This is a genomic window from Pseudomonas sp. TE12508 (assembly GCF_056279485.1).
The window spans coordinates 194,961-220,107 of sequence record NZ_JBWCCN010000008.1 but is presented as its reverse complement, the minus strand read 5'-3'; the positions used below and the strand labels follow the sequence as shown (position 1 = coordinate 220,107).

Below are 25,147 nucleotides of genomic sequence, written 5' to 3'. Positions count from 1 at the left end.
CAACACAACTCACTGTGGCGAGGGGGCTTGCCCCCGTTGGGCTGCGAAGCGGCACCAAAACCTGCAATCACCGTCTGTCTGGCAAACCGCATGCTCAGGTTTTACGACTGCTGCGCAGCCGGACGGGGGCAAGCCCCCTCGCCACAAGTTTGTTTCGTTACCGGGATGAATCAGCCTTCAATTCCAGACTATCCAGCGCCCGACTCACAGCCAGTTCACCCAGCATGATGAGCTGCGCAACGCCCAGTATCGTATTGCGCTGCGACCCCTCCAGAAACCCGGCACAGTCACTGGCGATCACCTTGGCCGAGGCAAAGGATTCGCAGGCATTGGCCAGTAGCTCTTCGATGTCGATGCCCGGGGCGACGGTGTAAATCGTGCTCGGTTTGCGCGAGGTCTTGGGGTCGGACGGTTTGAGGTAGTGATCGAGAGCACGCTCGGCGGCTTCGTTGAGTTTTTTGGGATCGAGGGGATCGTAGGGGGAAACGTCGTCGGTTCCTGGCGGGTTAGGTGTGGCTTTGAACATGATGGATCTCCGTTATACCTGATGGAACCACCAGTACCTGTCGCTAAACAAGTAAGGGTGGCGGCTGTACGCAGGTTAGCGAACCGAGAGGTATAAGACCCGGCAGACCCGAGGGCCTCCCGCGCACAGCCACCATATCGAAACTGCAGACATGGAATGCCTGCAATATGACGGAGTGTTGTTGCGCTTATACCTGTTCAAGTCGCTAAACCCGATCGCTGATTGGCAGCGATGCGGAAACGATAAAGACCAGGCCCAAAGCGCACAAGCCGGCGGATTCTGGCGCAGTCGTAGGCAACGGCGCAAGGATCTGTAGCTTTCAGGAAGTAACGCTAAACACTATTAAACACAGCCCTCGAATCAACACACATTCCCCTGTGGGAGCGAGCCTGCTCGCGATGGCGGCCTTCCAGTCAACAATGATGTTGTCTGACACTCCGTCATCGCGAGCAGGCTCACTCCCACAGGGGATCGGGTATATCCGCAAAATCGGGTCGGCCATCAGGATCAAAAGATCGCAGCCTTCGGCAGCTCCTACGGGGTTGGTATTTTCAGGGGCTCAGACATGAACTGACTGATCCGCGAGCGCAGCCATTTTTCGGCAGGATCGTTGTCATGCACCCCGCTCCACGCCATCGACAACTGCGCCGCATCGATAGGAAACGGCGGATCTTCGGCGCGCAAGGTACATCCCTCGACCAGCGCACACGCAGCGTAATCCGGCACCGTGGCGATCATTTCGGTACCGGCCAGCAACGCCCGCAAGCCACTGAACTGCGGCACGCCCAATACAACGCGGCGAGAGCGGCCGACCTTGGCCAGATCCATATCGATGTTGCCGCTCAGGTCACCGGAGAACGACACCATCGCGTGCGGCCGCGCGCAATACTCGTCGAGGGTCAGCGGCCCTGGACGATCGTCACCGCGCAGCACTTTGCAGGGAATGTCGCGCAGGCGTTTGCGTTTGGCATTGGCCGGCAGGTCGGTGGTGTAACTCACCCCCACCGAAATCTCGCCAGACGCGAGCAACGCCGGCATCAGCAGATAGTTGGCGCGACGCACCACGACCACGATCCCCGGCGCTTCTTCTTGCAGTTTGCGCAACAACGGCGGAAACAGTCCAAACTCGGCATCGTCCGACAGCCCGATGCGAAACACGTCGCAGCTGGTCGTTGGGTCGAATTCCTTGGCGCGGCTGACCGCCCCGGAAATGGTGTCCATCGCCGGTTGCAACTCCTTGAGAATCGCCAGCGCTCGCGCCGTCGGTTCCATGCCGCGACCGTTGCGCAGCAACAACGGATCGTCGAACAAATCACGCAACCGCCCCAGCGCAGCGCTCACTGCCGGTTGGCCCATGAACAGTTTCTCGGCGACCCGGGTCAGGTTTTTTTCGAACATCAGGGCTTCGAAAATCACCAGCAGGTTCATGTCGACGCGGCGCAGATCGTTACGGTTCATAAGCACAATCCCATTGTGTTTTCAGCCCGGCACGGGGGTTAACGAGTGTGGCTGACTGTACTCGAGACGGCCCATGCCAATCGAGAAATTAACAACGTTTAACTCGCAAGCCAAAGCCTGCGCGACCAAAAATGAAGCCCTCTGCGCAAACCTTTTTTTCAGAACAAACGTACTGGCTCATCGTGCAGTGCACCCGCGCGCGCCCACCGACACGGACATTGGCCATGGCTCCCTTTCAGCAAAGCGCGATCAACGCGTCCTCCACTGAAATGCGAAAAAAAACCACTGGCGGGCTCAGCCCCTGGCGTGAACATCTGGCCAAGCAGCTGATCCTCGACCATCTCGATGAAACCCTGGAAGTGACTGAACTGGCACGGGCGTGCGCCCTGTCACGCAGTCATTTTTCCCGTGCGTTCAAGTGCAGCACCGGCCTCTCGCCGCAAGACTGGATTCGCCGGCAACGCATCGCCCGGGCCAAGCAGCTGATCCAGAACACCGACCTGACCCTGACGCAAATCAGCCTGGAATGCGGCTTCTGCGATCAGGCGCATTTTTCCCATATCTTCACCCGCAGCGAAGGCGTTTCACCGTTTGCCTGGCGCTGTCGAACTGTGCGTTCTCTTCCCCCTCTCACAATCAAAAGATCGCAGCCTTCGCCAGCTCCTACAGGGGTCCACATAACCGCGTAGGGGCTGCCGGAGGCTGCGATCTTTTGATCTTGATCAGCCCTTGATGAACGCCAGCAGATCTTCGTTGAGTTGATCCTTGTGGGTGTCGGTCAGGCCGTGGGGCGCTCCCGGATAGACTTTCAACGTAGAGCCCTTGACCAGTTTCGCCGCGGCGATGCCGGAGGCTTCGATCGGCACGACCTGGTCGTCGTCGCCATGCACCACCAGGGTCGGCACGTCGAACTTCTTCAAGTCTTCGGCAAAGTCGGTTTCGGAGAACGCCTTGATGCAGTCATACGCGTTCTTGTGGCCGGACATCATGCCCTGCAGCCAGAACCAGTCGATCATGCCTTGGGACGGTTTGGCACCCGGGCGATTGAAGCCAAAGAACGGACCGCTGGCCAGATCCTTGTACAGCTGCGAACGGTCGGCCAGGGACGCCTTACGAATACCGTCGAACACCTCCATTGGCAGGCCGCCAGGGTTGGTGTCGGTCTTGAGCATCTGCGGCGGCACCGAGGAAATCAGCCCGGCCTTGGCCACGCGAGCGGTGCCATGGCGACCGATGTAACGCGCCACTTCGCCGCCGCCGGTGGAGAAGCCGAACAACACGGCGTTCTGCAAATCCAGATGTTCGATCAGTTGTGCCAGGTCATCGGCGTAGGTGTCCATGTCATTACCGAACCACGGCTGGCTCGAACGCCCGTGACCACGGCGATCATGGGCGATGACCCGATAGCCTTGGGAGGCCAGGAAGATCATCTGCGACTCCCAGCTGTCGGCGTTCAACGGCCAGCCGTGGCTGAAGACGATCGGCTGACCGGTGCCCCAGTCCTTGTAGTAAATCTCGGTGCCGTCTCGGGTGGTAAAGGTGCTCATGGTGATGTCTCCTCATGCATGGTTTTTGTGGCGGTTAATAAGAGGTATGGGCCATTCGTTCGGCCAGGCGTGCCACCCGCTCGCCCAAATGCGCGGCAGTGCGGCGGTCTTCGGGCGGCGGTGCAAGGTCGGGGGACTGTTCGACATTCGACTGCGCCATGGCCCCCAGCGAACTGCCGAGACGGTTCAACTGCCCATCGAACAGGCCCGTGCTGCTGCGCGCCGGCAGCAGGTCGAGGCCGACCCAGATCATCGAGTGCTGGGCGGCGAACACCGCCATCTGCTGCAAGGTGTTGAGCTTGTCGCCGCACAGGCAGCCTGAATTGGTGAAGCCGGCGGCGAGTTTGTCGCGCCAGGGCTGGGCCAGGTAGAACGAGGCGGTAGCGTCCATGAAGCCCTTGAAGGCTGCCGAGGCACTGCCCATGTAGGTCGGGGCGCCAAAGATAATTGCATCAGCACGGTGTAAGCGTTCCCAGTGATCGTCCACTTCTTCGACCGGAATCAGCCTACAGGTGCTACCCAAGTGCCGTTCCACACCCTGGCCCACAGCCTCGGCCATGACCCGGGTGTGCCCGTAGCCACTGTGATAGACCACCACCACGTTGCTCATTCCGGTTCCTCCAGAAGGGTTCATCCTTTTTGCGGCATGCTTTTTGTTGCAAGAAGGACGGTGCCTTCGGTTGAACTTGAAGGGATGGATTTTTGAGCGTAGGCCGGACACAGGACGAGTTAAACGTTGTTAATTTTCAACGGTGCACCAACGAACCCGGCCAGCGCCGCACCCAATAAATACGGGTTCGATAAGCGCTGACGGGAATCCAGCAGCCGATGCACACACCGACGAGGTGCACGACAGAGCATTGCACTGCCGAAAAAACCTAAGGAATATGCCCCGATACCGTGCGATAGACGGATGCAAGCAGGAGTGACCCGTTGACCCTTTCTCCCGAACAGGCCATCCATTTCGGCCCTTACCGGATTTACCCCGGACAACGCCTGGTGATGGAGGCCGACCAGCCCTTGCGCCTGGGTCGGCGGGCCATGGACATTCTGTTGATCCTGCTGGAACACGCCGGGCAGGTGGTGAGCAAGCAGCAACTGATCGCCCGGGTCTGGCCCAAAAGCGTGGTGGAAGACATCAACCTGCGGGTGCACATGGCTGCGCTGCGCAAGGCCCTCGGTGATGGTCAGGCCGGCCAGCGCTACATCATCACCGTTGCTCAGCGCGGCTACAGTTTTGTCGCGCCGTTCTCTGTGGAGCACATCGAGCAAAGCCCGAAAAGCGCCGAAAATGGATCGAGCCGGCATAACCTGCCAATCCGTCGGACCCGCATGATTGGTCGTCAGGCTCTGGTCGACAGCGTGATAACGCAATTGACGCGGCAGCGTTTCATCACCCTCGTGGGCCCCGGCGGAATCGGCAAGACCACGGTGGCGCTGCGCGTCGCCGAGCAATTGATCGGCCGCTACCGAGACGGCATTCGCCTGCTGGACCTGGCACCGATCAACGACCCTTTGATGATCACCACGCACTTGGCAACGCTGCTGGATTTATCCTTGCACGACGCCGAACCCATGAGCGGTCTCGCCACGTTCCTGCGCGAACGGCAGATGCTGCTGGTCATCGACAATTGCGAACACTTGATCGATGCCATTGCGTTGCTCAGTGAAAGCATCCTGCGCGCGGCGCCCCAAGTGCACATTCTGGCCACCAGCCGCGAGAGCCTGCGGGCCGAAGGCGAGTTCGTGCAGCGCCTGGAATCGCTGGACTGCCCACCGCCCATCGCCGTGCTCGACCGCGCTCAGGCCCTGACGTTTTCGGCGCTGCAATTGTTTGTCGAACGGGCGATGGCCAGCCACGACAGTTTTGAACTGAGCGAAGCCGAACTGCCGCTGGCGATTGAAATCTGCCGGCGTCTGGACGGCATACCGCTGGCCATCGAACTGGCGGCAGCGCAAGTGGGCAGCCTGGGTTTGAGTGGGTTGCTGTTGCAGCTGCAAGGCAACTTTCGCCTGCTCACCCAAGGCTGCCAAACGACCTTGGGCCGCCATCAGACCCTGCGCGCGACGCTGGATTGGAGCTTCGAACTGCTCAATGCCTGCGAGCAAACCTGCCTGCGTCGACTGGGTATTTTTCGGGGCGCCTTCACCCTGGAGTCGGCGGCCGCCGTGATCGTCGGCGAACACCTCGAGCCCGATCTGGTATTCGGCTCGATCACCCAATTGGTCGCCAAGTCGTTGCTGAACGTGGAAGTCGGCGACGAAGAAGTGTTCTACCGTTTGCTCGACACCACGCGCAGCTATGCACTGGAAAAACTCGCCCAGGCCCAGGAGTTGCCAGACACCCGCGAGCGCCACGCCGAACGCTGCCTGGCCTTGATGCAGCAAGCCCGGGACGACTGGGAGCAGATCTCGAGCGATCGCTGGACCGAGCGTTACGCCCGCAACCTGGAAGACATCCGTTCTGCACTTGATTGGGGCTTGAATGCGCAAGGGCCGCAGGCCATGGCGATCCGCCTCGCCGCGACCTCGACGCCGCTCTGGCAGGAACTGTCGCTGCTCAAGGAGCATGGCGTGTATGTGCGCAAAGCTTTGGCGTTGCTCGAAGCGACGCATCAGCCCTGCCCGCGTGTGACCATGACCCTCAAGCTTGCCCTCGGCAGTTCCTGCTACCACACCCTGGGCAGCAGCGACGAAGCCGTCGAAGCGTTCGTCAGCGCCAAATACCTGGCCGAACACTGCAACGATGTGGCCGGTCAGCTCAAAGCGATTTCCGGGCACTTGGCAGTTGATCTTAGTTGCGGCCACTACCAGCAGGCCCTGGAGCAGAGCCGACAATTTGAGCAGTTGGGGCTGCACGGTGATGCGGTGTTGGCCCTCAGCACCCAACGCTTGCGGGTTCTGGCGCTGCACTTTGCCGGGGATCAGGCTCTGGCGCGGGAGAATGTCGAACAGGTTATTCAATGCCTGGCCCAGAGCGGTTACCTCAACCGCTTCACCTACTGTTTTGGTGTGCATTACGATCAAAGCGTCGCAGCCCTGACGATTCTGGCGCGCATTCTCTGGTTACAAGGGCACCCGGAAAAAGCCTGGCGTACCGCACGACAAGCACTCGACATCGCGATGCAGATCAATCATGGCACGTCCATCTGCTACACCCTGGCGCTGGCCGGTTGCCTGATCGCTCACTACAACGGTGACACCCCGGTCGCCCGCGAGCTCCTGAAGCTGCTGCTTGAACAGGCGAAGAAACACTCGGTGCTGCTGTTCTACACGTGGGCCAAACATTACGCGCAGGTGATCGAGGGGGCCGATGCGCCCTCGTCATCGCGAGCTAACACCGGGTTGATCAAGGAAATCATGGTCACGCTGGACAGCCGTTTCATCGATGACGCATTGCTGGAACGAGCCGAAAGCGGCGCGGCGGGTTGGAGCACCGCGGAAATTCTGCGAGCCCGGGCCGACGCGTTGCTGGCAGAGGATTGCCCGGCACAGGTCGACGCAGCCGAGGCCGTGCTGCTCAAGGCGTTAGCCGTGGCAAAAACCCAGGGAGCGCTGGCCTGGGAACTGCGTAGCGCCACGTCACTGGCCCAACTGTGGCAGCGTCAGGGACGCTGCCGACAGGCCCATGAGTTGCTGGCGCCGATATACCAGCGCTTCACCGAAGGCTTTGCTACTCCGGACTTGACGAAAGTCCGTCGCCTACTCGACGAGTTGCAGCGACACCTGCCCGGTTGATGTCCAGCGTGCTCGGCTAATGTAGCGGGCATGGCGCAGTTCAAAGGCACGCAAATGACCGCTGTGTTCGAGTTTCTCCAAGGCGTAGATACGGGTGGTGTTGAGGAAACGGTAACGGGTCACACCACTGCCCTGCTCCACCGACAGCAGTGATTTGCTCGCCAGCCGCTCTACGATTTCGACCAAGCGGCTGGGCCGCAGCACCGCGCAACTGATCACGCCAATCGCCGAGTCCAGGGTGAACGCCATTTTGAACACCGCCAGCCGCTGCAACACGGTTTGCTCCAACGGGCTCAGCTGTTCATAGCTCCAGTCCAGTGCGGCTTTCAGGCTCTGATGCCGTGGCACGGCAGTACGCCGACCCTGTGTCAGCAGTTGAAAACAGTTACCCAGTTGCGCTTGCAACCCCACCAGCGCCAACGCATCGATCTGCACCGCCGCCAGTTCAATGGCCAGGGGCAGGCCATCCAGGCGCCGACAGATTTCGCGCACTGCCTTGAGGTCCTGTTGGCGCAGGGCAAACCCTTGCTGACGGGCTCGGGCGCGGCTGACCAACAGCTGCACCGCCGAATAATCCATGGCCTCGGCCACGCTGTACATCGCTGAAGCCGGCGGCACCGCCAGAGCCGGTAAACGCAGCAGCGTTTCCCCCGCCGCTCGCAGGGGTTCGCGGCTGGTGGCCAGGATCGACAGCCGTGGCGCCGAGGCCAGCAAATCGTCCACCACTGCCCGACAGCATTCGAGCAGGTGATCGCAATTGTCGAGCACCACCAAGGCATGCCGCTGCTCCAGCGCCGCCCCGCCAACGTCCAGTTCCAGCGTGCGCGACAGATGCTCGACGAGTTGCGCCGGGTCATCGATGGCCGCCAGATCAACCCTCCAGACGCCGTCGCGATAGTGCTGCAACAGCAGCTCGGCCACGCGCAACGCCACGGTAGTTTTGCCAATGCCGGCGGGACCAATCAAAGTCATGAGACGTCGAACCGGCAACTGCCTGACCACACTGCCGATGATCGAGTCGCGACCGGTCACCGGCGTGAGCCGGGCAGGCAGATTGTGTTGAGGCTTGTGCTCCGTCTCGACGGGCACCGGCGTATCTGCCCGGTCGCACTGCACCGGGGCGATGAAGCTGTAGCCGCACTGGGGAATATTAACGATGTAACGCTGCCCGTTCTGGCCATCGCCGAGTGCCCGACGCAGGGCGGCGATGTGCACGCGCAGGTTGATTTCCTCAACCACCGAGGTCGGCCAGACGTGGGCAATCAGGGCATCCTTGCTCACCACTGAGCCGGCGCGTTCGACCAGCACCTGCAAAATATCCAGGGCCCGCCCGCCCATGCGTAGCGGGCGATCACCGTCCAGGATCAGTCGCTGATGCAGGTGGAACGCGTAGGGCCCGAACCGCAGCACCGCATCGCTGTTTATATTTCTGAGGCTGTTCATGCACGTTCATGCGCTGAAAACCCTGGGCCGGCTCAAGGCACTGCAAAATCCATCGCCCCCGTCCATCCAGGCTCCCGCATCTCCATGGCAAAGAGTTCATGGGTATCTTGGCAGGCATGGGTGACGGCACAACGGCCACGGGAGGAGCATCACGGCCATCACGGTGCGCGTGACGGACAACGCCCCCCTAACTGAACTGTTCGCGGTACTGGGTGGGGGTCAGGCCGAGCTTTTCACTGAACAGAAAACGCATGTGCCGCACGCTGCCGAAACCACTTTTGAAGGCCACGGTCTTGAGCGGCAGGTCGCTGGTTTCCAGCAGGTTCCTGGCACAATCGATGCGCGCACTTTGCAGAAACTCCATGGGCGTCATGTTCACTTCCCGGGCGAAAACCCGGGCGAAGTGCCGCGCACTCATGTTCACCAGGCTGGCCATGCGTTCGATGCTGAACGCCTCATCGAGATGTTCGAGCACATAGTTCTGCACCCGGGTGATCGGCGTTTCATGGGGTGCCACTGCCGCCATCAACGGGCTGAACTGCGCCTGCCCGCCCTGGCGTTTCATTACCACCAACAACACTTTGGCAACGTCCTGGGCGACCTTCTTGCCATGGTCTTCGGCAACCACCGCGAGCGCCAGGTCGATGCCAGCGGTGACACCGCCAGAGGTGATGAGATTGCGGTCTTGTACGTAAATCTGATCGGTCTCGACGGTGGCCTTGGGGAAGCCTTTGATCAGACGTTCGGTGTAATGCCAGTGAGTGGCCACGCGATAGCCGTCCAGCAGCCCGGCATGCCCGAGCACGAATGCGCCGGTGCAGATCGACCCATAACGGTTCGCCCGGGTGACAGCGCCCTGAAGCCAGGCGAGCAATGACGGATGTTTTTCGTTGTAGGCTCCCGGCCCGCCCGGCACCAGCAACAAGTCATAGGGCTCGTTCGCTTGATCGATGTGCAGATCGGCTTGCAGGCTGACGCCATTGGAGGCCCGCAACGCGCCGTGTTCGGTGCCGATGGTCGACAGCTCATAACGGTCCGCCGGTTCCAGATAGCGATTGGCGATGGAAAACACTTCCATGGGCCCGGCCATGTCGAGCAGAAGAAAGTCGGGGAACAGCACCATTGCCACGGTTTTCATGGGTTCAAGGTCACTAAAAGAGAACTGTTAATACCACGGCGCCAAACACCACCCCCTTGTGGGAGCGAGCCTGCTCGCGATAGCGGCGGGTCAGTCGACATCAACGTTGAATGATAAATGGCTATCGCGAGCAGGCTCGCTCCCACAAATATCACCTCGGCATTATGGCTAAATGTAACAACAAGGATACATGAACCAGCCCACATAACTGTCAACTTAAACGAGACAGTATTTCAATTTTCATCTACTTATTGCACCAAACGGTAAACATTAACCTTCTCCTCACTCGGACGAATTCACGTCCTGACAGGAGATTTCATCATGCTGACCCTTCGTAAAGCTTCGGATCGCGGCGCGGCCAATCACGGTTGGTTGAAGTCGTTCCATACCTTCTCCTTCGCCAACTACCGCAACCCTCGGGAGCAGGGTTTTTCCGACCTGCTGGTGATCAACGACGACCGCGTGGCGGCTGGCAAAGGCTTTGGCCAGCACCCTCACCGCGACATGGAGATTTTTTCCTATGTGCTCGAAGGTGCCCTGGAACACAAGGACACCTTAGGCACCGGTTCGGTGATCCGTCCCGGTGATGTGCAGTTGATGAGCGCTGGCAGCGGCGTGGCTCACAGCGAGTTCAACCATTCGACGAACAAACCGGTGCACTTCCTGCAAATCTGGATCGTGCCAGAGGTTAGCGGCGCCAAACCGCGTTATCAGCAAGAACACTTCAGCACGCAGAAAAAACGCGGGCGCTTGCAGCTGATCATCTCCCCGGACGGCACCAACGGTTCGCTGAAAGTAAGACAGGATGCGCGGGTATATGCCGGCCTGATCGACGGCAAGGAAAGCGCCACCCTGGAACTGGCCGCCGATCGTTACGCCTATGTGCATGTGGCGCGCGGCAGTGTCGAGTTGAACGGCGTGCAGTTGCAGGAAGGCGATGGTGTGCGGGTTCGGGAAGAACAGGTGCTGACCTTGAGCAACGGCGTGGATGCCGAGGTGTTGGTGTTTGATTTGCGGCCTCAGGAATTGCCGCAAATGCCATGAAGGCCCACACCTTGTGGCGAGGGGGCTTGCCCCCGTTGGGCTGCGAAGCAGTCCTGAACCGTACCACCACGGTGAATCAGGCACATCGCATTCACTGGCTTGGCGACTGCTGCGCAGCCGAACGGGGGCAAGCCCCCTCGCCACATTAGTCCGTATCACCAGGCCGTGGGCTGGCACGAATCCCCAGGGGATTTGAGTCGCTACCGGTAACCACGAGCCTGCACGTTGAACAACTGCGCATACCGCCCGCCCGCCTCGACCAGGCTGTCGTGATCGCCTCGCTCAAGGATCGAACCCTGGTCCAGCACGATGATGTGATCGGCATTGCGCACGCTGGAGAACCGATGAGAAATCAGCAACGTCATGCGGTCTTCGGTGTGTTGACTGAAATGCTCGAACACCGCCGCTTCCGCCGCCGGGTCCAGGGCAGAGGTTGGCTCATCCAGAATCAAAATATCGGCGTCGCGGCGCATGTAGGCGCGCGACAAGGCGATTTTTTGCCATTGCCCCCCGGACAATTCCTGCCCACCGGCAAACCACCGCCCCAATTGCGTGGCGTAACCGCGATCCAGGCGCTCGATAAAGGGCGCGGCCATGCCCTCGGCGGCCGCTTGCTGCCAACGCATTTCATCGTTGAACGCCAACGTATCGCCCACGCCGATGTTCTCGCCCACGGAGAACTGGTAGCGAATGTAGTCCTGAAAGATCACGCCGATGCGTCGTCTCAGCGCTTCTTCGTCCCAGGACTGCAAATCACTGCCATCCAGCAAAATACGGCCCTGATCGGGGCGATACAGCCGAGTCAGCAACTTGATCAGCGTGGTTTTGCCCGAGCCGTTTTCCCCCACCAGGGCAACGCTGTGTCCAGGCATCAGGTGCAGATCGATACCCTGCAAAGCGGCGCGGCTCGCTCCCGGATAACGAAAACCGACGTTCTCGAAACGCAAACCGTCGCCGGGCACCGCGCCCACGGTAAGGCTTCCGCTATCGGCAATAACCGGTTCGGCCAAATACTCGTAGAGGCTCGACAGGTAAAGGCCATCCTCGTAAAGACCACTGATCGCGCTCAAACTGCTGCTCACGGCGGCCTGCCCCTGCTTGAACAGCACCAGGTACATGGTCATTTGCCCAAGGGTGATATTGCCGTGAACGGTATCGACCACGACCCAGGCGTAGGCCAGATAAAACGCCGCGGTGCCCAGCAGTCCCAGTACAAATCCCCAGCCATCACGACGCAATGTCAGGCGCCGGTCTTCGGCGTAGAGACGCGCAAACGTGTCCCGATAACGCTGCAACAGCAGCGGCGCGAAACCGAACAGTTTCACCTCTTTGATGTAACCCTCGTGGGAGAGCAGCGTCTCGATGTAATTCTGCTGCCGACTCTCCGGCGCCCGGCGCGTGAACAGGCGAAAGGCGTCCCCGGAAAAATGCGCTTCGGCAAAGAACACCGGCAACGCCCCAACCACCAGCAGCACCAGCGCCCACGGCGAAAAATGCACCAGTAACACACCGAAACTGATCAACACGATCAGGTTCTGGATCAGCCCCAGCGACTTCATCACCAGCGCCAGCGGCCGGGTCGATGCCTCGCGTCGCACCCGTACCAGCTTGTCGTAGAACTCGGAATTCTCGAACTGCACCAACGATAACGTCTGGGCTTTTTCCAGAATCATCGTGTTGACCTTCTGCCCCAACTGCACCCGCAATAGCGATTGCTGAACCGACAATGCACGCTGTGTCCCGGACAGCAACGCAAGCACGCCTGCTTCAAACAGCACATACCGCACAACCGGCCATAATGGCGCACTGCCCTGTTGGGCGTGCAATTGCATGGCCGTGACTACGGCATCGACAATCCGCTGCCCCAACCAGGCCGCCAGCGCCGGCAGCACACCGGCAACCAGAGTTGCCAGCACCAATCCCAGAAACAGCCCGCGGGACGTTCCCCAGACCAGCAACAAGGCACGTCTCGCCTGGTCGAGCAAAGAGGCGAAGCGGGTCAGGACGGGCATAGGACGAGGGACTCGCTGGCAGATGTCAGAGAAGCGCGGCGGTTCTACAGTACGTGAAACAAGCCATCACAAGGCGATAAGCCTCGCTTGGCCCATAAAAAAAACACCTGAAAAATACCACCGCTCGCCAGGTTTCAGCGCTTTGCTATCTGGAGTCAATGCCCACCGGCATTCGAGCACGAACCTGAACGTCCCCCTCAATAACTGCCTGATCTTCAACGGCGACTGCGAGGCCGCTTTTACGAAATGTCGACAGTGTGGCGGAGGCAGAACGGTTTTTTGCTGCCGCTGGAGGCGACGTTCTGGGCGGTCCGTTTCGCAATGCTGGTCGATCGGTTTGGCGTTGCGTGGAGGGTTAATTGCAAAAAGGACGGTTAGTACATAAAATTTAATGGCGCTTTAATATCAGCTTTGGGATTTTTCAATAGCCAAACAGAATAACTACCCGCTGACAATTATACTTTCGTACATAAATATTACTAATATAATGCGAAAAGCCTCAATTAATATGGTCATTCGCCCTAAAAAGAGGCTGTCGCTGTACTAATCGCCATCCCAACGTGCACCTACATCACCCTAGAACACCGTGGAATATCCTTATAAATCAACTCCAATTTTCAAAAATGCGGACATCCGCACCGTTCATACGCAAGACTCCGCAGTTGTGCTTCGTTCTGCAGCAAGGTGGGCAATTAGCCATCGCATCTGTATTGCTGCTCATAGAAAAGTCAACCTAAAAAGCCTAGTCCGACTGAAAGGGGCCACCAACTAAGTCCGATCACAAACACCAATGGGCTTAAGCCTCGGCATTTGCCTATGTCATTGAATCAGCTAAAACTACAGGGCATGGAGTACGTGTGTTCCAGACGGGAAATGTTATAAAAAGTCAGATAACGTCAGTATTTTGTGTATTAAGATTGCAACGCCAGCACATATGAGTAATTTGCACGATGAGTACTGAGAGCAAAATCGAAAATAGCCAGAGAGGTATTCTCGCTATTGGGCGCACTTGGCGCTCGACAGAGAAACTTCGCCAACTATTTGTACCTAATCTCACAAATGTTTATACATTAGATTATCCAAACCCGGCAAGCATGGATATCGAAACGCAAACACTCGATACCGTACTGATCGATATTGAAACCCCCTCCATATTTAATGATAGCCTGGCACTGATCAAGAAGTTACGTACGAATCCGACAGAACTGGCCATTATCGTTGCAATCAACTATCGCTCTCCGCACGCTAAAATTGAATGTTACCTGGCCGGAGCCAATCACTGCATCAATGTACCTAACGATCAGGATGAAAAAGCCAGGTTACTCTCAGAACTGCTCGAAACCCCTGAATGGCAGCCGAGTATAAAGTTGACTCTGGACCAAACATGCCTGCACTTATACAACGATGAATACAAACTGGATCTGGCCTATCAGGAAATGAAAGCCCTGGATGCGCTTATCAATGCAGAAGGCAATATCCTGCACCATGATTGCATGGCCGAGTCCATGGGCTTGAATATAAAACTCTACGACTCGCGCGTCTTGGAGAAATCCATAAGCCGGCTTCGAAATAAAATCAAAAAACACTTTGGCATTAACATCATTCACAGTGTACGTGGTTATGGTTATCGACTGCTTCGAGGGGTCGTCTCAGTCAATCAAACAAATTTTCACTCTTAAAGGACTAGGAAATGGAGCCCAGCAGGCAAGCTATAGCGCACGAAAACTTCGCATTGGTATTCTTCAGGCAATCGATTCTGAAACGAAACGATGAACTGTTCGGCAGCGAAATCTATGCCAAGGCGACCAAACAGGAGACACCTCTGAACAAGGGGTATCAACAACTGCATTCCGATCATCCACTGGCGACTTATTACGAAGTCCTCACACGGATCCAATTGAATGCCCTCTCACAGATTGAGGCGACACCTTCCCATTCCGCACCGGCACCAAACAAACTGTTCGTGACCATGAATCAATCTGCTTTATTGGATAAAGCGCTGATCAAGGAAATGAACGATGCTCAAGCGATACTCAAAAAGCATGAGCAACAGCTAATCCCCAGCATTAACAGCAGTTCGTTCCTGTCGTTCAACCTGAAAGAAAAAAGAACTATTATCAATCATATTCACTTATTGAAAGACAATGGTATCGAGATCGCTTTCGATGGCTATGATTTAAGCGACGACAGCACCGAAAAACTGATCAGCCTGGCCCTCTTCGATTACATAAAAGTGGACCTGACCAAATCCAATTTCGACATCATGGTCGAAAACAGCCAGGATTTTTTCAACAGGTCTTATGACTGCCTAAGCGGCATGATCCATGACAGCAAGATCAAATTCGTGGCGGACAGGGTGGAGCACAAAGCGCTACACACACTGGCTCGCAGCATGCCCTTCGACTTTTTTCAGGGGAGGTACTACTCGCCGACTGAGCTCATTTAAGTTTTGAAAACTTCACCAGACTAGGAAGGAACCTTATTGTGAACACGCCGAATAACAGCTTTCTGATTTTCACCCGCGACCAGCTGGCACGACAAGCAATCGAATCGCTTCTCGCGCAACGCCTGTATTTATCTGTTGAAATCGAGTCAGGTAAACTCAGCAGCGAACGCATCCGAAAGAGTCGATTCACGCACATCCTGCTCGATCAGGCGGACATATCGCTAAGCGATGTCAGTTTCATCCGTAAAAATCAAAAAGATGCGGAAATCATCCTCATAACACCCAACTCTGAATCTTCAGAACTCAATCACTTCTCGCACTTCGGTGTTGATGGCTTTCTCAAGAAGCCGGTGGCTGACGAAGAGTTCATCTCGGCAGTCAGTCGGGTTAAAGAGTCCCAGGGCAATCCTGATATCTGGTGGTTTAACGCTGACGATCGAACACTGGCCAAAGAAGACATCACTATTCCATTGACCGGTACCGAATCGTTAATGCTCACCCAACTGGTACTCAGCGATCGACGTGTACTCAGCAAAAACGATCTTATTCTACGCATCGACAAAGACCCGGAACAATATAGCGGCCTTGAAATGTGCCTGAGCCGATTGCAGAAAAAGTTCAAGACGGCAGCCAATGGAGAACGGCTGATCCGCTCGGTTAGAAACCGTGGTTACTGCCTGGCACAAAGGATAAGAGTCGCTTACTGAGCGAAGGATCGCAAAAAACAATAACAATAAACGCGATTCTCCGCCCCACTTGATACACCACCCACACCCACCACCTGCCTCTTCGCACCGCATATCCTGACTATCGCCATGAACTCTCCTATGGCGCACGCTCCGCTTTCCCCTCGCCTAGCCGGCAAACGTTTTTCGAATGCCGCAATTATATAGATGATTGAGCGATATCCTCCTAACAAAACAGCACGACCTTTTATAACAAGGCCTCTAAAAGAGTGGCCGTTATAATTCGTCAGACACCCACGAAGATTTAGGTACTAGTATAAAACCAGACACTGAGACAACCGTATCAGCTGACTTTAAAACAAAGCCTGGATGGCCAGCCATAAGCCCCGTTATTCCCTTCTAATAATAAAAACATTTCCTGACTGACGCGCTCGCTCAGCCTTTGTGCGTGGCTGCCATTTATTAACCGTCGACTGATACACAACGTGGCGCAGGCCCGAGGACACCGCGATGGTACATAATCGTATTAATCGAAATAACATAACCAAAGGACTGACCTTCTGGGGGCAATGGATAATTGCCATCACTTCGGTCAATACATTGTTATTTGGTCTGGCGTTGTACCAGACAGGAGAAATCGACGCCCATTATCGTGTGCTTGCAGTACTCACGTTCCTCGGTTCGGTCCCTTCCTACTCCCTGCTGCTGGTCTATCACAAGCAGCATAGTTACCTCAGCGGCTTGGCGCGCCTGCTACTGGGATGGCTGCTGCTGCTGGCCGGACTGACCAGTATTGGTTTTTTCAGCAAGACCAGCGAATTGTTCTCCCGGGAAATCATCGTGGTCTGGGCCGCGGCCGGTTATTGCATTCAGGCCTTGCTGTACCTGCCATTGCACAGTTTTTCCAAGCACTACCAGCGGCAATTGCACAGCCAGTACAACACCCTGATTATCGGCACCGATCAACTGGCGGTGAATCTGGCAGACAAACTGACCAAAACCGAGTATCCGCCGCTGGTGGGCCTGATCAGCTCAAATCCCAACGAGCTATCGACCCAGGTCAATGCCCACCGGGTTCTGGGCCCATTGCAGGAACTGCGAGAGCTGATCCAGGTGCACGACGTCCGGCGGCTGTACATCGCGCTGCCCTTGAGCGAAGCCAAACAGGTCGAGGCGCTGTACATCGACCTGCTCGACGCCAATGTCGATGTGGTCTGGGTTCCTGACCTGGGCAGCATGACGTTGCTCAATCACTCCATCAGCGAACTGGACGGCCTGCCTGCCATCCACCTCAATGAAAGCCCGCTGACCAGTTACCCAACAGCAGCGCTGAGCAAGACCTTGCTGGACAGAAGCCTCGCCGCCCTCGCGCTGATCGGCTTCAGCCCTCTGCTTCTGGTGATCGCCGCCGCCGTGAAGATTTCTTCCCCGGGCCCGATCATCTTCAAACAGGAACGGCACGGCTGGAACGGCAAGATCATCAAAGTCTGGAAGTTCCGCTCCATGCGCTTGCACGACGACCACCAGGTCCGCCAGGCCGGCCGTGAAGACCCACGCATTACTGCGGTCGGCCGCTTCATTCGACGTACCTCCATCGATGAACTGCCGCAGTTCTTCAACGTGCTGCAAGGCCATATGGCGCTGGTCGGGCCACGGCCACATGCGGTCGCCCATAACGACTACTACACCGGCAAGATCCAGGCTTACATGGCCCGCCATCGAATCAAACCGGGCATCACCGGGCTCGCCCAGATCAGCGGCTGCCGTGGCGAAACCGAGACCCTCGACAAGATGCAAAAGCGAGTGGAGATCGACCTCAACTACATCAACAACTGGTCGTTGTGGCTCGACATCAAGATCCTGATCAAGACCCCTTTTACGCTGTTTTCCAAGGATATTTATTAACTGCTGCGATGTTCGCGCTCATAGCCTGTCTATTCTTCAGCTCATTGCAAACAGGGCTACAGCCCGGGCAGTCAGGCCTCTGACTGCCCGGAACACCCCGCCCCCACCACCTCATCCCACCCCATTTCTTCCAGGTTGAACCATGCGCCCGATTACCCGACGTCAGCTACTCGCCGCCACTGCCTGCGGGGCTGCCGGCCTGGCCAATGCCGCCGATTCGGATGTGGGTCCGAACATGCTGGGGTTTCTGCAATCAGGAACGGGCACCGAATTGCGCACTGTCGGCGACAAGCTCAAGGAACGTCACAGCCTGCTCGACTTCATGAGCCAAGCGCAGCGAGACGACGTGACCTCGGGAGCCGCGCTGCTCGACCACACAACTGCGATCAATCGAGCCTTTGCCTCGGGATATGAAATCGAGCTGCCGGACGGGGTGCTCAATGCCCAATACATCGACCTGGTCGACGGTACTCGTGCCATCGGCAAGGGGCATATCGCCGGTCGTATGGATACCAGGAACTGGAGCGGCACAGTGATCAGAGCCTTGCCCTCCAGCGAACGAAAATTCATCCGCATGCCCGCGGGCAAAATCAGGGGGGTTTTGCTGGAGGGGTTTACGCTGGCCGGCGACCATGTGCAAAACCCGTTGCAGGACGGCATCAGCCTGGAGGGAGTAGTGTCGGGCCGTGACGGCGGCTTGTGGGATTTCGAACTGCGCCGCCTGTTCATCAAAGGATTTGCCGGTGACGGCTTGCGGCTGGTGGGGGGCTATAACGATTATCGGGCTCCCATGCAGTTCGGCCATGTCGCTCATGTGCTCGTTGAACGACCCGTGGCCACAGCGCGCAGTCTGGTATTGATGGGGCAATGCGAACATATTGAATTCGACGAGTGCCGATTCGATGGCGTATCCGGCCTGGGACCTTTGGGCACGGGCTCTTATATCGGCAGGTTCGATCCTTCCGACTACATTAGGCCCAACAACATCACCTTTACCAACCCCAGCTTTCAGCGCGCCAACGTCGGTATCGAAATCGACCGCTGCGAAAACATCGTGATGATTGCACCCTGGTTTGAAACGGTTAGAACCGCGATCGTTCAAAAGAACTCATCCGCCGGGTTGGAGTTGATCGCGCCACGCTTCGCCAATGTCGTCACTGGCCTGGATTGCGGCAAGAACTGCAGGGCATCAATTCGCTCCCCCATCGTCGCGGGGACCATGTCGAACCTAGTAGTTGGTAGCGACCATGCCGGCGTACGGCTCGACTCACCCTCCAAGGTCGGCGTCGAAACTCGCGGTGTTCATTCCACTGTTTCGTTTAATGCCGGACGCCGGCTTGAGGTCAAGGCCCATGCCTTGGTCAACGTCGAGTTTGGTCCAGGGGTAACGATAGAAGCGATCAACGGCTACCACATGCCAGGAGAAACCTTGACCCTGCTGGTCGGTTCCAATCCTGTGAGATTCATGACAGGAGGCAATCTCGCGCTGGGTAGCCAGGGCCCTTATAAGATATTGGCCCCTGGCAGCAGCATCACCTTCATTCGAACAGATGCACTTGGCGTCGCAGCCTGGCAATGCATCGGGCTGGTGTGACGTAACAAACTTGCCCTGCTGACGCTCTAGCGCAACCAGTACCTCGCGACCAGCAAGCCCATCAACACGCCGACAGTATTTGCCAGCATGTCGTAGGGCGAAGCCGTGCGCAGCGGCATCAAACCTTGCGCGGCCTCGATGAGTACGCCGGTGAGCAAACACCCCACAGCAATCCAGCGAAACTTCACAGTGGGAAAGGCCAGGCGGCAGCTGCACGCAAATACCAGAAAACCGATCCAGTGATGGAGCTTGTCTTCTTCGGCGAACAGCTCCGGGATCGGCTGAGAGCGCAATCCGGCAAACAGCAGAATCACAGTCACCGTGACAAAGACCAGAGCTCGAAGCCAGAACGGCAACTCGACCAAGCCTTTGAGCCACGTGATCATTCGGTAATTTTCTCGAAGTTGTTGTAGAACAGGTCGCTGTCACGTCCGTCGGTCATGGTCTGCAGCGAGTAGGCACGATTCAGGCGTGCACCGCCATCGCGGGTCAGTGGCGCCCAGACGATGTTGGCCCGACGCATGGTGGAGGTACTCATCAGTTCGTCGAACGGGATGGAAACATAGATCCCTTTGTCGAAGCTGCCCTCGCCATACTCCTCCTTCGAGGCGCTGGTCAGGGTGACCCAGGCGCCAAACTTCACACCGTTCTTGAACACCCGCGACAAGTCGACGGTGGTGCCCCAGTCCCGCGCCAGATAACGCCCGACACTGACCGCTGCAAGCATGTCATCGGGCAGCTCAGTATAGCTGGTGACATGGCCCGTCACGGTGTTGTAACCACGCAGACCGAAGCCCTGATCATAATCGCGCTGGCGCACGAAGTTCAGGTCAGCGCCCACCGACCAGCGTTTCCCCGTGGGTCGATACAGCACTTCGCTGCCAACGCCAGCGTACATTGATTCCAGATAGCCGCCGTAGACCATGCCATACAAGTCCTGATCCAGCTGTTTTGCATGGTTGAACTGGAACGTCGGCATCATCACATCGGAGGTGGTCATGTATTGACGCAAATCGGTGCGCACTCGCGGCAGCCCGCTCGGCGCATCGTAGGTGAACTTGTCGTAGTTGTTCAGCAGGTTGACACTGAGCAAGCCGCTCCACCAGGTATTGCGGGTGAAACGGTACTCCGCATCGGCATCGGCGGTGAACTGATAGATCAGTCCGTCGGGGCCACCGATGTTCTGTTTGTAGCCCAGGCCGAGGCCATAGGTGAACGGTTCCAGCGCCTGGGTGTAGAGCGTGGTTTCCCGGTGCGCCATCGCCGGGTTGACCTCGGTCGTACGGTGCAAATCCTTCAACGGCTGGTCATTGTTCACGACCGCGCGGAACGTTTCGCGCGGCACGCTGGTTTCCTCGATGGACATGTCATAACGCTGATTCACCAGGGTGAACCAATCGATGTCCTGATTGACGCTGTTATCAAGAATCCGGCTAGCCCGCCCGACGGCTTTGGACGGATAAAAATAGCGGGACTGCTCGCCATACACCATCAGTTCCGAACCGCGCTGGGTGATGCGTTTCACCTTGTAGCCGGCATTTTGCTGTAGCCGGTCGGAGACATCGGCCCAATTGACCTGATCAGCCGGAGTCGACGGTGCCTGCACCGGCAATGGCTCGGCGGGAGGGTCATAGGTCTTGACCGGTGCCTTGCGGCTGACAAAATTGGTGTGCAGGGTGATGCCGAACATCGCCGTATTGCCACGCTCCCAGCCAGCACTCAGATCGACACTGTCCGCGAGTTTGTAGACCACGCCGATGTTGATCGGCAGGTCTTGCTTGATCGAGTTATCCAGCGGCTCATTCTTGTAATCGTTGCCCTCGTACTCGATCTTCAGACTCAGCGGTGCCCAAGGCGTTTGATAAGCAACCCCGCCAAACAACGAAGGGTGGCCTCTGAAATACGCGTTGGTGTTCACGTCCCCTGCCCTGGCGATAGCCGCCGTGCTTTCTGGCCGGTCGTTGAACTTGCTGCCGAAGACCGCGAGCGGGTTACTGAAATCTCCGCGATTACCCAGATAGCCCCACGCAATACCGAGGCTGAAATCCAGGTCGCCATAACGCTTGTTGGCGACGAAATACTCGCTGGAAAACAGCCCGGTACCGCCGATGTCCCTGGCGCCGATGGCGACCTGCGGTGCCCAGCGACTTTCTTCCCAAAGCCGCGCCTTGACGTCGATGGCCTTGTCTTTGAAGCTCTGATCGCCGCTCAACTCTTCGGTGCCGTACTTGCGGTTGGTGATCGCGGTGTAACGAAAAGAGCCCTCCAGCCAATCGAACGGCTGCAGGGAAAAACCATAGCGGGTGTAGGGGTCGGTACGACTGGCAGTGGCACTCAACTCCCCCACAGGAGCCATACGCGCGGTGGGGGTCTGTAACAGACCGACGCCACCAAAATCATTCTGGGTGTAGCGTGGTTCACCATTAACCAATCCACAGGGCAGGAGCAATACAACAGCAAAACGCAACTTCAAGGGGCCACCTCAGCCAGGGGTTGAGTGGCGAAAAACTCAGCCATTTGTTGATTGAGATCAGGCGTCGGTAGCTCTAGATCATCGTTGCGGATCGGCACCAGGATCCTGCTGCCCGGGGCCGCCACAACGCCCTCCTCACGATTCCATGCCGCCACGCCCACGCGCCGTACCTGACCGTCGGGCTGGATCAGCCACAAATAATCACGTTCGGCGTCGTCGAGGATGGCGCAGTGCCGGGCATAGGTACGGACTTCCTGCAGGGCGCGGTAAGGCACATGACAGGGCTGCGCAACTGCCCCGAGGACTTCCACGGTGGACGGCCGCGCGGGATAAACAAGACGGTCGCCATCATCGAGCAAAGCGTTGCGGGCGAACCCCACTTCCACCGCGATCGGGTCGAGCACTGCAACCTGACGCCCGGTGACCGCCAGTCGCTCGATCTGCTCATACAGGCGCGCACTCAAGTCCGCCCGCATGCTCCTGCCATCGAGCAAGGCGCCCCGTTGTACCAGTTTCAGATCGAACAGAACGCCAGCCTTCAAACGCGCCTGCTTATCCTCCAATGAGCGGTGCAGCCACGCAGCACCCAGCCAGTAACTTTCGGCGTTGGGTTGGGCCTTGAGAATGACATCCAGCAAGCGTGCACCGGGTTTGACGTCGAACTGCCCGGGGCTGCGCACATCGCCGCTGACCGTGACAGCCGCCTGGCTAACGCTTGGGCCGATCAGCAGCAGGCCAAGCAAGAAAAGGTTTGAACACTTCACCGGGCAGCCCCCCGATCAGGGCGCAACTGCACGATTTTCAGCAACAGCTGCGGCGTCAGATGCTGCTCGCTGCGCAAGATGAAACCGTCCTGGGGGTCGACCCAGTAGCGGTTGGTGGCGTGGAAATTCAGGGTGGGTGCATCCACCTGCTCGTCGATGCGCAGCAAGGCGTAATCCTTGTCCAGAATGCTGATGGTCTCGATGCCATGGGTGCTGAAACGGCTGTCGACCGCAATGCCGATACGGTTGCCGTCATAGATGTCGATCCAGCGCGTGCTGGTATAGCCATCAGGCAAATGCTGAAGGCCGCGCTTGAACGGCGACTCTTTATTAAAGCGAGTGCCGTCCAGAGAAACGCCCAGCCCGACGGTGCGTACCACCAGACCGTCGCGCATCATCAACACTTGCTTGCCGGAAGCAACCCAGAACTGCAGGTCACCGCGCCGACGGGCCATGGCCATCACCCCCTCGCTGGAGGTGGTGGTGACCAGGATCTGCGGATACGGCACGGCGTCGACCTGAGCACGGGTCAAGTGGATGGAGGCAGGCCCCGTGATGGAAGCTCCAAGGGTGTCCCAGGAAGCCTTCATCAACGGATTACACCCGCACAACAAGAGCGCCATCGTCAGACAGGCGCAGGTAGGCAAAATTTTCACGGCGGGATAGAGCCTTATCTGCTGTTGGCTTCGCTGAGATTATTAACAGAGCTGGCGCCGGTCCCGAGGACTGCGGCCGTAGGCAGAAGCTGGCTGATCAAACGGTTCCAGCGCGTCACGCCGGCCGGACCAACGTAGACGATGTCTTGCGGTTGCAAATCGAAACGGGTGGCCAGCACCAAGGCCGAAGGGGATTCGGCATCGAGCTGGAACACTTTGGCCGGTTCAGTTTCAAGGTTATCCGCGCCGCGAATCACGTACACCGCGTTGCCGTTGGAGGTGTTCTGGTTCAAGCCACCCACCGTGCCCAGAGCATCGGTCAGGTTGATCGATTTGCTCTTGAAGCTCAACGCGCGAGGCTGGTTGACCTCACCCATGACATAGATTCGCTTTTGGTCGTTATAAGGCAAGTACAACCGGTCGCCACCCTTGAGGTAAACGCCCTGCAGCTGTGCGTCCGGGCGATTGAGCATGTCCAGATCCAGCTTGTATTCGCGCCCGTCACGGGTCAGCGTCAGGCCCGACAAATCTGCGTTCAACGGGTCCACACCGGCCGCGCCAACGGCCTCCACCACACTCAACGGGTTGGTGGTGATCGGTTGCTGGCCAGCTTTGAGTACCGCACCGGAAACCACCACGGTTTGGCTGGCGAAACGCAAAACGCTGACGTCAACCTGTGGGCTTTCGACAAATTGCGACAAGCGCTCGGCGATAAAGGCTCGCAACTCTTCGATGGTTTTACCGGCGGCCGGAATATTACCGATATAGGGATAAAACAGCGTGCCGTCCGGGCGCACCAGACGACCGTTGGCATCGATTTGCTGTTGCGGCCCGGAAGGCGCCGTCAACTCGGGGTGATCCCAGACCGTGATAAACAACAGGTCATTGGCACCCACGCGATAACCGCCCGGAACATAGGACAACAACGCAGCGGGGACCGATTCGCGAACTTGCGTGGCCGCATCCATGGCAATCAATTTAGGGGTGATCGGAATAAGTTCCACCCGGCTACTCTCCGGAGAGCCGTCACTAACCATTTGACTGGTGTCCATGTGTTGACCAGGCGAAAACATACAGCCGGACAAGCTGATACTTGCCAGCATAACAACAGAAAACCTACGGATCATAATGGCACTACACTAGTCGAGGGCAAGTCTAAAACAAGATCACCCAGAAAGTTCTGAGTGATCTTGTACAACACACTTCGCGGGGTATTAGTTGGTACCGGTCGTACCACCCGTACCAGTGGTGCCGCCCGTTCCAGAGGTACCGCCATTGGAACTGCCACCGGAGTTTGAAGCGGCTACTGCAGCGCCGAGGATGGCCGCACCGACCACCATAGTTTCGGCGACCGTCACGCCCCCGACCAGCGGGGTGTTCAACGACAGTGGCTCGCTTTCGCTCACCGTCTTGCTCACTGGTTCATCCGCTGCCAACGCCGCGGTACTCATGACAGCCAGCAAGCCGGCCGTAAGTAGTTTCTTCATATCAGACTCCTTCTCGACATCAACTATGCATTAGATTTGATACTAGGGACCGGGAATGAACAGCAGGTGAATAGAACTGACACCCGTATATTGAACGAGACAGTTCATGCACATTGCCTCCTTTGGAGGATGTCATTTATAGGCATTGCATGCCATATGCCGAGCCTCGTCACCTCATCCTCAAAAGCGCTTGCGCAGGGCAGGACGCTTTGACGAAAAGGAGATTTTTC

At 57.6% G+C, this 25,147-nt stretch carries 21 protein-coding genes and 1 pseudogene; 9 read left to right on the top strand and 13 right to left on the bottom strand.

The window, feature by feature from the left end; genetic code table 11:
• Positions 1 to 157 precede the first annotated feature (157 nt).
• Entirely contained in the window at positions 158 to 526 is a 369-nt protein-coding gene (locus ACZ9IM_RS13470; protein WP_427623774.1) for a DUF6124 family protein, read from the bottom strand.
• Positions 527 to 1,060: 534 nt separating this feature from the next.
• Positions 1,061 to 1,984 (bottom strand): LysR family transcriptional regulator, encoded by a 924-nt coding sequence (locus ACZ9IM_RS13465; protein WP_476224195.1) that lies wholly within the window; start codon positions 1,982 to 1,984, stop codon positions 1,061 to 1,063.
• 224 nt (positions 1,985 to 2,208) lie between these two features.
• Between ACZ9IM_RS13465 and ACZ9IM_RS13460 the strand changes: the two genes are divergently transcribed.
• A complete protein-coding gene (locus ACZ9IM_RS13460) occupies positions 2,209 to 2,673 on the top strand; it encodes a helix-turn-helix domain-containing protein (protein ID WP_476224194.1) in 465 nt (154 codons plus the stop codon).
• Between the two features lie 33 nt (positions 2,674 to 2,706).
• Here ACZ9IM_RS13460 and ACZ9IM_RS13455 read toward each other — a convergent pair whose 3' ends face one another.
• Complete coding sequence (locus ACZ9IM_RS13455; protein ID WP_476224193.1) at positions 2,707 to 3,531, bottom strand: alpha/beta fold hydrolase; 825 nt, start codon at positions 3,529 to 3,531, stop codon at positions 2,707 to 2,709.
• 34 nt (positions 3,532 to 3,565) lie between these two features.
• Positions 3,566 to 4,141, bottom strand: coding sequence for a flavodoxin family protein (locus tag ACZ9IM_RS13450; RefSeq protein ID WP_476224192.1), 576 nt, complete (start codon positions 4,139 to 4,141; stop codon positions 3,566 to 3,568).
• 323 nt (positions 4,142 to 4,464) lie between these two features.
• Between ACZ9IM_RS13450 and ACZ9IM_RS13445 the strand changes: the two genes are divergently transcribed.
• A complete protein-coding gene (locus tag ACZ9IM_RS13445) occupies positions 4,465 to 7,269 on the top strand; it encodes an ATP-binding protein (protein WP_476224191.1) in 2,805 nt (934 codons plus the stop codon).
• Here the strand turns inward: ACZ9IM_RS13445 and ACZ9IM_RS13440 are convergent.
• On the bottom strand, positions 7,234 to 8,712 hold the full coding sequence (locus ACZ9IM_RS13440; RefSeq protein WP_476224190.1) for an ATP-binding protein: 1,479 nt from the start codon (positions 8,710 to 8,712) through the stop codon (positions 7,234 to 7,236). The two genes, ACZ9IM_RS13445 and ACZ9IM_RS13440, sit on opposite strands and share 36 nt — an antisense overlap.
• 187 nt (positions 8,713 to 8,899) lie before the next feature.
• Positions 8,900 to 9,850 (bottom strand): GlxA family transcriptional regulator, encoded by a 951-nt coding sequence (locus tag ACZ9IM_RS13435; protein WP_476224189.1) that lies wholly within the window; start codon positions 9,848 to 9,850, stop codon positions 8,900 to 8,902.
• Positions 9,851 to 10,171: 321 nt separating this feature from the next.
• On the opposite strand from ACZ9IM_RS13435, the gene ACZ9IM_RS13430 reads away from it, so the two are divergent.
• A complete protein-coding gene (locus ACZ9IM_RS13430) occupies positions 10,172 to 10,894 on the top strand; it encodes a pirin family protein (protein ID WP_063340345.1) in 723 nt (240 codons plus the stop codon).
• Between the two features lie 200 nt (positions 10,895 to 11,094).
• On the opposite strand, the gene ACZ9IM_RS13425 is transcribed toward ACZ9IM_RS13430, so the two are convergent.
• Positions 11,095 to 12,906, bottom strand: coding sequence for an ABC transporter ATP-binding protein (locus tag ACZ9IM_RS13425; protein WP_476224188.1), 1,812 nt, complete (start codon positions 12,904 to 12,906; stop codon positions 11,095 to 11,097).
• A 245-nt stretch (positions 12,907 to 13,151) separates the two neighbouring features.
• Between ACZ9IM_RS13425 and ACZ9IM_RS13420 the strand changes: the two are divergent.
• The 6 genes and pseudogenes from ACZ9IM_RS13420 to ACZ9IM_RS13395 all read left to right on the top strand — a co-directional run.
• Positions 13,152 to 13,284: pseudogene (locus ACZ9IM_RS13420) on the top strand (VOC family protein); the annotation flags it as partial.
• A 572-nt stretch (positions 13,285 to 13,856) separates the two neighbouring features.
• A complete protein-coding gene (locus ACZ9IM_RS13415; RefSeq protein WP_429581172.1) occupies positions 13,857 to 14,585 on the top strand; it encodes a winged helix-turn-helix domain-containing protein in 729 nt (242 codons plus the stop codon).
• Between the two features lie 11 nt (positions 14,586 to 14,596).
• Positions 14,597 to 15,352 carry an EAL domain-containing protein gene (locus ACZ9IM_RS13410; protein WP_427623761.1) on the top strand — a complete coding sequence of 252 codons (756 nt, stop codon included), beginning with the start codon at positions 14,597 to 14,599 and terminating at the stop codon, positions 15,350 to 15,352.
• A gap of 38 nt (positions 15,353 to 15,390) precedes the next feature.
• Positions 15,391 to 16,059: a winged helix-turn-helix domain-containing protein gene (locus tag ACZ9IM_RS13405; RefSeq protein WP_476224187.1), complete on the top strand. Its 669-nt coding sequence runs from the start codon at positions 15,391 to 15,393 to the stop codon at positions 16,057 to 16,059.
• Between the two features lie 489 nt (positions 16,060 to 16,548).
• Positions 16,549 to 17,943, top strand: coding sequence for an undecaprenyl-phosphate glucose phosphotransferase (locus tag ACZ9IM_RS13400; RefSeq protein WP_429379455.1), 1,395 nt, complete (start codon positions 16,549 to 16,551; stop codon positions 17,941 to 17,943).
• Positions 17,944 to 18,085: 142 nt separating this feature from the next.
• Complete coding sequence (locus ACZ9IM_RS13395; protein ID WP_476224186.1) at positions 18,086 to 19,537, top strand: hypothetical protein; 1,452 nt, start codon at positions 18,086 to 18,088, stop codon at positions 19,535 to 19,537.
• Between the two features lie 26 nt (positions 19,538 to 19,563).
• On the opposite strand, the gene ACZ9IM_RS13390 is transcribed toward ACZ9IM_RS13395, so the two are convergent.
• The 6 genes from ACZ9IM_RS13390 to ACZ9IM_RS13365 form a co-directional block, all read right to left on the bottom strand.
• Complete coding sequence (locus ACZ9IM_RS13390; RefSeq protein WP_476224185.1) at positions 19,564 to 19,923, bottom strand: VanZ family protein; 360 nt, start codon at positions 19,921 to 19,923, stop codon at positions 19,564 to 19,566.
• Complete coding sequence (locus ACZ9IM_RS13385; protein WP_476224184.1) at positions 19,920 to 22,010, bottom strand: YjbH domain-containing protein; 2,091 nt, start codon at positions 22,008 to 22,010, stop codon at positions 19,920 to 19,922. Before ACZ9IM_RS13385 ends, ACZ9IM_RS13390 begins: the two co-directional genes overlap by 4 nt.
• Entirely contained in the window at positions 22,007 to 22,774 is a 768-nt protein-coding gene (locus ACZ9IM_RS13380; RefSeq protein WP_476224183.1) for a capsule biosynthesis GfcC family protein, read from the bottom strand. Before ACZ9IM_RS13380 ends, ACZ9IM_RS13385 begins: the two co-directional genes overlap by 4 nt.
• Entirely contained in the window at positions 22,771 to 23,430 is a 660-nt protein-coding gene (locus ACZ9IM_RS13375; RefSeq protein ID WP_476224182.1) for a YjbF family lipoprotein, read from the bottom strand. The genes ACZ9IM_RS13380 and ACZ9IM_RS13375 overlap by 4 nt, the downstream gene beginning before the upstream one ends.
• A gap of 14 nt (positions 23,431 to 23,444) precedes the next feature.
• Complete coding sequence (locus tag ACZ9IM_RS13370) at positions 23,445 to 24,557, bottom strand: polysaccharide biosynthesis/export family protein (protein WP_476224181.1); 1,113 nt, start codon at positions 24,555 to 24,557, stop codon at positions 23,445 to 23,447.
• A gap of 87 nt (positions 24,558 to 24,644) precedes the next feature.
• Complete coding sequence (locus ACZ9IM_RS13365) at positions 24,645 to 24,917, bottom strand: hypothetical protein (protein ID WP_063340354.1); 273 nt, start codon at positions 24,915 to 24,917, stop codon at positions 24,645 to 24,647.
• Between the last annotated feature and the right edge of the window lie 230 nt (positions 24,918 to 25,147).

Bases quoted from the DNA above. Each gene is read 5' to 3' on its own strand.
- ACZ9IM_RS13470 (WP_427623774.1), bottom strand. From the start codon at position 526: ATGTTCAAAGCCACACCTAACCCGCCAGGAACCGACGACGTTTCCCCC.
- ACZ9IM_RS13465 (WP_476224195.1), bottom strand. From the start codon at position 1,984: ATGAACCGTAACGATCTGCGCCGCGTCGACATGAACCTGCTGGTGATT.
- ACZ9IM_RS13460 (WP_476224194.1), top strand. From the start codon at position 2,209: ATGGCTCCCTTTCAGCAAAGCGCGATCAACGCGTCCTCCACTGAAATG.
- ACZ9IM_RS13455 (WP_476224193.1), bottom strand. From the start codon at position 3,531: ATGAGCACCTTTACCACCCGAGACGGCACCGAGATTTACTACAAGGAC.
- ACZ9IM_RS13450 (WP_476224192.1), bottom strand. From the start codon at position 4,141: ATGAGCAACGTGGTGGTGGTCTATCACAGTGGCTACGGGCACACCCGG.
- ACZ9IM_RS13440 (WP_476224190.1), bottom strand. From the start codon at position 8,712: ATGAACAGCCTCAGAAATATAAACAGCGATGCGGTGCTGCGGTTCGGG.
- ACZ9IM_RS13435 (WP_476224189.1), bottom strand. From the start codon at position 9,850: ATGAAAACCGTGGCAATGGTGCTGTTCCCCGACTTTCTTCTGCTCGAC.
- ACZ9IM_RS13430 (WP_063340345.1), top strand. From the start codon at position 10,172: ATGCTGACCCTTCGTAAAGCTTCGGATCGCGGCGCGGCCAATCACGGT.
- ACZ9IM_RS13425 (WP_476224188.1), bottom strand. From the start codon at position 12,906: ATGCCCGTCCTGACCCGCTTCGCCTCTTTGCTCGACCAGGCGAGACGT.
- ACZ9IM_RS13415 (WP_429581172.1), top strand. From the start codon at position 13,857: ATGAGTACTGAGAGCAAAATCGAAAATAGCCAGAGAGGTATTCTCGCT.
- ACZ9IM_RS13410 (WP_427623761.1), top strand. From the start codon at position 14,597: ATGGAGCCCAGCAGGCAAGCTATAGCGCACGAAAACTTCGCATTGGTA.
- ACZ9IM_RS13400 (WP_429379455.1), top strand. From the start codon at position 16,549: ATGGTACATAATCGTATTAATCGAAATAACATAACCAAAGGACTGACC.
- ACZ9IM_RS13395 (WP_476224186.1), top strand. From the start codon at position 18,086: ATGCGCCCGATTACCCGACGTCAGCTACTCGCCGCCACTGCCTGCGGG.
- ACZ9IM_RS13390 (WP_476224185.1), bottom strand. From the start codon at position 19,923: ATGATCACGTGGCTCAAAGGCTTGGTCGAGTTGCCGTTCTGGCTTCGA.
- ACZ9IM_RS13370 (WP_476224181.1), bottom strand. From the start codon at position 24,557: ATGATCCGTAGGTTTTCTGTTGTTATGCTGGCAAGTATCAGCTTGTCC.
- ACZ9IM_RS13365 (WP_063340354.1), bottom strand. From the start codon at position 24,917: ATGAAGAAACTACTTACGGCCGGCTTGCTGGCTGTCATGAGTACCGCG.